This window comes from Devosia epidermidihirudinis (genome assembly GCF_000971295.1).
Lineage (GTDB): Bacteria > Pseudomonadota > Alphaproteobacteria > Rhizobiales > Devosiaceae > Devosia > Devosia epidermidihirudinis.
The window spans coordinates 52,292-59,204 of sequence record NZ_LANJ01000021.1 but is presented as its reverse complement, the minus strand read 5'-3'; the positions used below and the strand labels follow the sequence as shown (position 1 = coordinate 59,204).

The window sequence follows — 6,913 nt, the reverse complement described above, 5'->3', positions numbered from 1 at the left end:
GTGCTGGGGCTGGCTTTGCCCGCTCGTCACCCTCGGGCCTGACCCGAGGGCTCTTCACTTGCCCAAACACCCTCGGGTCAAGCCCGAGGGTGACGACCGAGCAAAGCCAGCCCCAGCACCCATCCCCCGCCTCCCAAACAAAAAAGGCCCGCATCACTGCGGGCCCCTTCACATTCAAACCAAAACTCAGACTTTGTGTTCAGTCCGGTCCCGTTCGGTGACCGTCGCCAGGTCCAGCACTTTCTGGATATTGGTCGCGTGCCGGAAGCTTGGCTCAAGGTTCTTGCCGGCGCGGAACGCCTCGACGAAGCGCATGTAGTTCGTCGGCACCGGATCAACATCAACCTCAGTCCAGGTGCCCGTTTCGATGTCATCGCCAAGGCAGGTGAGCAGCTTGCTCCAGTCATGGCGGTGTTGCACTTCGATGGCGCCCTTGTCGCCATAAACGCGCAGGCGCAGCTCGTTGAAATGGCCCGTTGCCCAGCGCGTCGCATGCACCACGCCCAGAGCACCGCTTTCCAGCTGCGCCGTCATGGCAAAGCTATCATTGGCGTCGAGGTCATACTCGCCGATCTTGTTGTTCTCGGCCTTCTCGAAGGTTTCGAGACGGCAGAACACGTTGGAAAAATCACTGCCCGCGCCATAGGTCGCAAAGTCGAGGATATGCACGCCAATATCGCCGAGCACGCCGTTGGAGCCGTGCTTTTTCGACAGACGCCACAGCCACTGCGACTCTGTCCGCCAATCGCCCCAGGCCTTGCTGACCAGCCAGCTCTGCAGATAGCTCGCCTCGAAATGCTTGACCTTGCCGACCTGGCCGGACTGCACGATTTCGCGCGCCTTTTGCAGCTGCGCGACATTGCGATAGGTCAGGTTGACCATGTTGATCAGCCCGAGCCGCTCGGCGGTCTCGGTCATTTCCATGGCCTTGGTGTGGTCCGTTGCCAAAGGCTTTTCGCAGAACACGTGCTTGCCGGCCTTCAGCGCCGTCATTGTGGTTGGGTAGTGGATCGAGTCCGGGGTGACATTGGCCACCGCGTCGAACTCACCCCATGCCAAGGCCGCATCGAGCGAGCCGAAACCGCGCTCGATATTGTGCGCCGCATTAAACGCCTCGACGCGCGCGGGATCCACGTCCACGCCACCCACCAGGGTGACGCCCTCGATCGCTGCAAAATGCTTGGCATGTTGGTTGGCCATGCCGCCGGTTCCCAGAATGAGGATCCGCATCGTGTAAAATCCCTAAGCGGCACCTCGGCCGCAATATTGCCTAAAGCGCGATGTCATGCCGGCGAAGGCCGGCATCCAGGCTGAAGACGCACCGCGCGCCTACGCTCTCAGCATGGACCCCGGCCTACGCCGGGGTGACCCTGTGATTGGGCAGATGCCCGTGTGGTTACTTCAGGCCTTCTTCGCCCGCCTGATGCAGCTTGGGACCGCGTTCGACCAGTGGCTCAATGGCCTGATCGACCGGCGTGTTCGGTGCTTCGAGCAGCTGTGGGAACTGGTTCTCGTTGTAGGCCCAGTTGACTGCATTGCGCAGCACCAGCCCAACCGTATCGTCGTGATAGGTTGGATAGGTTTCGTGGCCGGGGCGGAAGTAAAAGATATTGCCCGCGCCGCGGCGATAGGTGAGACCGCTGCGGAACACTTCGCCGCCCTGGAACCAGCTGACGAACACCGTCTCCAGTGGCTCTGGAACGCTGAAGGGCTCGCCATACATCTCTTCCATTTCCAGCTCGAAATAGGCTGGCAGGCCCTTGGCGATCGGGTGACCCGGATTGGTGACCCAGAGGCGTTCGCGCTCGCCCGCTTCACGCCAATGCAATGCGCAGGGCGAGCCCATCAGGCGCTTGAAGATCTTCGAGAAATGGCCCGAATGCAGCACGATCAGGCCCATGCCTTCCCAGACGCGCTTGGCGATACGCTCGACGATTTCGTCAGCAACCTCGCCATGGGCGGCATGACCCCACCACACCAGCACATCGGTATTGGCCAACGCCTCGACCGTGCAGCCGTGTTCCGGCTCCTGCAGGGTCGCGGTCTTGGTGACGATATTGCTGTCCTGGCTCAGGAGCGAGGCAATCTGGTTGTGCATGCCGGTTGGGTAATTGTCGGCGACGATCTTGTTCTTTTGCTCATGAACGTTTTCGCCCCACACCAGGGTACGGATCGGCATTCTTAGTCTCCTAATATAAGGGCCAGTCGGGAGGTACTGGCCGGTCTGCTGTTCGCTGCACCATTCCCGCAAGGCTGAAACGTCCCCCGGTATTGGGGAGCGTCCGTGGGGCGGGAAAAGAGGCATTGTCTGATCTTGGTGGCGGCCCCAAGGCCACCACCGCAATGTGATCGCCTAGTTCACGGGCTTTCCGGCCGCGTCGAAGCGGTGGATTTTGTCTGCCATGGGCGAGATATGGACGGTGTCGCCGCTCTTGTAGCTATTGGCCTCGTCGAGCCGCACTACCACAGGCTCCTCGGTGCCCATTTCGAGATAGACATAGGAGTCAGCGCCCAGGTTTTCGGTATGGATAACCGTACCGCTCCAGGTGCCTTCGTTCGGCGTGATCGTCAGGTGCTCGCCGCGAATACCGACCGTTTTGGCGCCGAACTTCTCGGCACGTTCACCGCCGATGAAGTTCATCTTGGGGGAGCCGATAAAGCCGGCGACAAAGGTGGAGTTCGGCTTTTCGTACAGCTCCATGGGCGTGCCGACCTGCTCGATATGGCCATCACGCAGCACACAGATGCGGTCGGCCAGCGTCATGGCCTCCACCTGATCATGCGTCACATAGATCATGGTGACGTTGTGCATATTCTCATGCAGCTTGGCGATTTCGATGCGGGTCGCCACGCGCAAAGCCGCGTCGAGGTTCGACAGCGGTTCGTCGAACAGGAACACCTTTGGATCGCGGGTGATGGCGCGGCCGATGGCCACGCGCTGGCGCTGGCCACCCGAGAGCTGCTTGGGCAACCGGTCGAGATACTGCCGGATCTGCAGCATGTCGGCGGCCTTTTCCACGCGCTGGCGGATTTCCGCCTTGTCGTGCCCCTTCTCCAGCGTCAGCCCGAACGCCATGTTGTCGTAGACCGTCATATGCGGATAGAGCGCATAGGACTGGAACACCATGGCAATGCCGCGCTTGGACGGAGCCAGCGCATTGACCACCTTGCCGTCAAACAGCATGTCGCCCGAGGTGATGTCTTCCAGCCCCGAGATCAGGCGCAGCAGGGTGGACTTGCCGCAGCCCGATGGCCCAACGAACACCATGAACTCGCCGGAGCGCACCTCAAGGTCCACGCCCTTGATCACCTCCACAGCGCCAAAGGACTTGCGAATATTGCGAAGCTCAATGCTTGCCATTGTTTTTCTCCCTAACCCTTGACGCCGCCAGCGGTCAGCCCGCTGACAATCTTGCGCTGGAATATCAGCACCAGCACCACCAGAGGCACGGTCACGATCACCGACGCGGCCATGATGTTGCCCCAAGGAATTTCGTACTGCGTATTGCCCGACAGCAGCGCGATGGCCACCGGCACGGTGCGCGTGTCATTGTTTGATGTGAAGGTCAGCGCGAACAGGAATTCGTTCCAGGCGCCAATGAATGCCAACAGCCCTGTGGTCACCAGCGCCGGCCACATCAGCGGCAGGAACACGCGGGTGATGATGACCCAGGGCGTCGCCCCGTCCACGATGGCCGCCTCTTCGATTTCCACCGGCAGTTCACGCATGAAGGTGGTCAGCACCCACACGGTGAACGGCAGCGTGAAGATGGTGTAGGAGAAGATCAGCGCCCACGGGGTGTTGTAGATGCCCAGGAAACGGATCAGCTCGAACAGGCCAGCCAGCACGGCCATCTGCGGGAACATCGACACGCCCAGAATGGTCAGCAGCAGCAGACCACGCCCACGGAACCGCACGCGGCTGAGCGCGAACGAGGCTGTGACCGCCAGGAACAGCGCCAACAGCACCGTCACCGCCGACACAAAGACCGAGTTCAGCAGGTTGCGCGGGAAACTGCCCGAGTTCAGCACGTTGTAATAGTTGTTGAGCGAGAACGAGTCCGGCCAGTAGTTGATGCGGAACAGGTCCGTACCCGACTTAAAGCTGGTCAGGATCGCGTAGTAGAACGGGAACACCGACACCACGACGATGACCGCTACCAGCAGGTAGAACAGCGTCCACTTGGTCAGTTTCCAGAGGTCGAAGGTCGCACCCATTAGCGGTCTCCCCCGTCAAATCGAACCTGGCCCAGCCAGATATAGAGAATGGTCAGCAGCGCGATGATCAGGAACAGCATGGTCGACATGGCCGAGCCGTAGGAGAACTTGTCGAAATCAAACAGGTTCTCGCGCGCCATCACGCTCATGGTCTTGGTTGCCGAGCTATTGGGCGTCAGCACATAGATCAGATCGAAAATACGCAGCGCATCGAGCAGGCGGAAAATGATCGCCACCATCAGTGCGGGACGCACCAGCGGCAGGGTGATCTTCCAGAACTGCTTGATCGGATGCACGCCATCGATCTCGGCGGCTTCGTAGATGTCTTTAGGGATCATCTGCAGGCCAGCCAGGATCAGCAGTGCCATGAACGGCGTGGTTTTCCAGATATCCACGACCAACACGGCCGTCATGGCGGTGTCAGCAGTAGCGGTCCACGCCACCTTCTGGCTCAGCAGGCCCAGGCGCATGCCCAAGTCGTTGAGAATGCCGAACTGGTCGTTCAGCATCCAGCTCCACATACGGGCCGACACGATGGTCGGGATAGCCCATGGGATCAGGATGGCGGCACGAACCAGGCCGCGACCGCGGAATTCGGCGTTCAGCACCAGGGCCACGATCATGCCGAGCACGGCCTCGAACGACACCGAAATGAAAGCAAAACGCACCGTGTTCCACACGGCGTTCCACCAGGCCGGATCGGCGAGCAGACCGCGATAGCGCACCGCGCCGCTGTCCAGCGTGGTCCAGCGCAGATAATTGCCGAAGCCAATCCACTGCGCCCCATCGAGGTTGCTCAGCGAGGCATCGGTGAAGGAGAAATAGATCGAGCGGATCAGGGGCCATCCGGCCACCACTGCCAGCGCGATCAACATGGGCACCAGGAAAATCCGAGCTGCGCGCGCGCGCTGCTGCATCAGCTCCGATTTGATTTTGGGTGCCGTAACTGCGGCAGAGGGCGCCAGGGTATCAGTCGCCATGAATATCTCCTCCCGACTAAGCTCTTGATTACGCAGGGCGGGCAGCAGGAAATTCTCTGCCGCCCGCCCCGCACTTCACGTGGGAGAAATTACCAGCTGTCGCCGCCCTTGAGGTCGGTCAGATCAGCTTCCAGGCCTTCCAGGTTTTCAGCGGCAGTGCCATTGCCCGACAGGGTGCTGTGCACGGCGCTCCAGAACAGCGAAGAGACTTCGTTGTACTTGGCCTTGGTTGGTGCGGAAGGACGCGGCACGGCGTTCTGGAAGATGGTCTTCCAGGCCGGGATGATCGGCTGCGTCTTGGCGATGTCAGCGTCGTCGTAGAGCGCTTCGATCGTGGGCAGGTTGGACTGGTTGAGTGCGCGTTCCTTCTGAACAGCTTCCGAGCTCAGGAACAGGGCAAGCTTGATCGCCTCGTCTGGAGCCTTGGAGTACTTGGAAACGGCAATGTTCCAGCCACCCAGCGTTGCGGCCGAGCGTGCGTCTGGGCCGTCGCCGGCTGGCAGTGGTGCTACGTCGAACTTGCCGGCAATCGGGGAGTCTGCGCCGTTGCCCAGCGAGTAGGCATATGGCCAGTTGCGGTGGAACACCGAGTTGCCCAGCTGCCAGACGCCACGGCTTTCTTCTTCGCCATAGGCCAGGTTGCCTTCTGGCGAGATGGAGCCGATCCAGCTTGCAGCCAGATCGATTGCCTTGGCGGCCTGTGGGTTGTTGATCGAGATGGAGCCATCGGCCTCAACGATCTGGCCACCGCCGAACGACTTCACCCATTCAAGGGCGTCGCAGGTCAGGCCTTCATAGGCGTTGCCCTGGAACACGAAGCCCCACATTTCGGCATTGCCGGCAGCGCGTTCACCGTCCTGGATTTCCTTGGCTGTGTCGGTCAGTTCCTGCCAGGTTTTTGGCACTGGCTTGTTGTACTTTTCCAGCAGGTCCTTGCGATAGTAGAGCGCAGGAGCGTCGGTGAATGCTGGCAGAGCAACAAGCTTGCCGTTCACGGTCTGCGACTCGATGATCGATGGGAAGTGCTGACCCACGACATCCTTGGCGGCGTCGGAGAGGTCGAGGAACTGATCTGCCAGCTGTGGAGCCCAGATCACGTCAGTCTGGTACACGTCGATATCGGTGTTACCCGCAGCAAGCCAAAGCTTGTACTGCCCGAACTGGTCGCTGGTGGACGACGGCATTGGCACGACCGTCACCTTGTTGCCGGTGTCAGCTTCGAACTTGTCGAGCTGGCCGCGCAGGAATGCCAGGCCGGTGCCGGTATCACCCGACACGATGGACAGGTCAGCGGCCTGTGCCCCACCCACAACCAGCGTGACGCTGGTCAGCAGACCGATGAGCAGCTTGTTGATTTTCATTAGTTATCCTCCCGAATGAAACAACGCTACGGAAGGCGCGACAATCCAGCCTGCGCCCCGCGCCGACCAAACTCGCTCCCCTCCCATAAAAGCTCCCTGGACCAGCGGATTTGCCCGTCGTTTCCAAAGCGCTTTGAACCAAAAAGAACCAGAGCGCCCGATCACTGTCAAGCGGCTCCGCATTTCAATTTTAACGATTTTGAACAACGTCGAATAATTACTATGGAAAATCATAGTGTTGGGACGAAGTAACCATTGTATTCGTAAATTTCACGAGACCCAAGCTGATGTACGCACCTCATTTTTGGGCACCGCATTTCCGGCCTTGCATCGAAATTTGAAATCGCTTTGAAT

6 protein-coding genes are annotated in these 6,913 nt (G+C 60.0%); all 6 read right to left on the bottom strand.

From position 1 onward, the window contains the following. Positions 1-186: 186 nt before the first annotated feature. Positions 187-1,230 (bottom strand): Gfo/Idh/MocA family protein, encoded by a 1,044-nt coding sequence (locus tag WH87_RS14135; RefSeq protein WP_046140950.1) that lies wholly within the window; start codon positions 1,228-1,230, stop codon positions 187-189. 166 nt (positions 1,231-1,396) lie between these two features. After that, positions 1,397-2,179 (bottom strand): ThuA domain-containing protein, encoded by a 783-nt coding sequence (locus WH87_RS14130; RefSeq protein ID WP_046140949.1) that lies wholly within the window; start codon positions 2,177-2,179, stop codon positions 1,397-1,399. A 174-nt stretch (positions 2,180-2,353) separates the two neighbouring features. Next, on the bottom strand, positions 2,354-3,361 hold the full coding sequence (locus WH87_RS14125) for an ABC transporter ATP-binding protein (RefSeq protein WP_046140948.1): 1,008 nt from the start codon (positions 3,359-3,361) through the stop codon (positions 2,354-2,356). Between the two features lie 11 nt (positions 3,362-3,372). Next, positions 3,373-4,218, bottom strand: coding sequence for a carbohydrate ABC transporter permease (locus WH87_RS14120; protein WP_046140947.1), 846 nt, complete (start codon positions 4,216-4,218; stop codon positions 3,373-3,375). Continuing rightward, complete coding sequence (locus tag WH87_RS14115; protein ID WP_046140946.1) at positions 4,218-5,198, bottom strand: carbohydrate ABC transporter permease; 981 nt, start codon at positions 5,196-5,198, stop codon at positions 4,218-4,220. The genes WH87_RS14120 and WH87_RS14115 overlap by 1 nt, the downstream gene beginning before the upstream one ends. An 89-nt stretch (positions 5,199-5,287) precedes the next feature. After that, on the bottom strand, positions 5,288-6,559 hold the full coding sequence (locus WH87_RS14110) for an ABC transporter substrate-binding protein (RefSeq protein WP_046140945.1): 1,272 nt from the start codon (positions 6,557-6,559) through the stop codon (positions 5,288-5,290). Between the last annotated feature and the right edge of the window lie 354 nt (positions 6,560-6,913).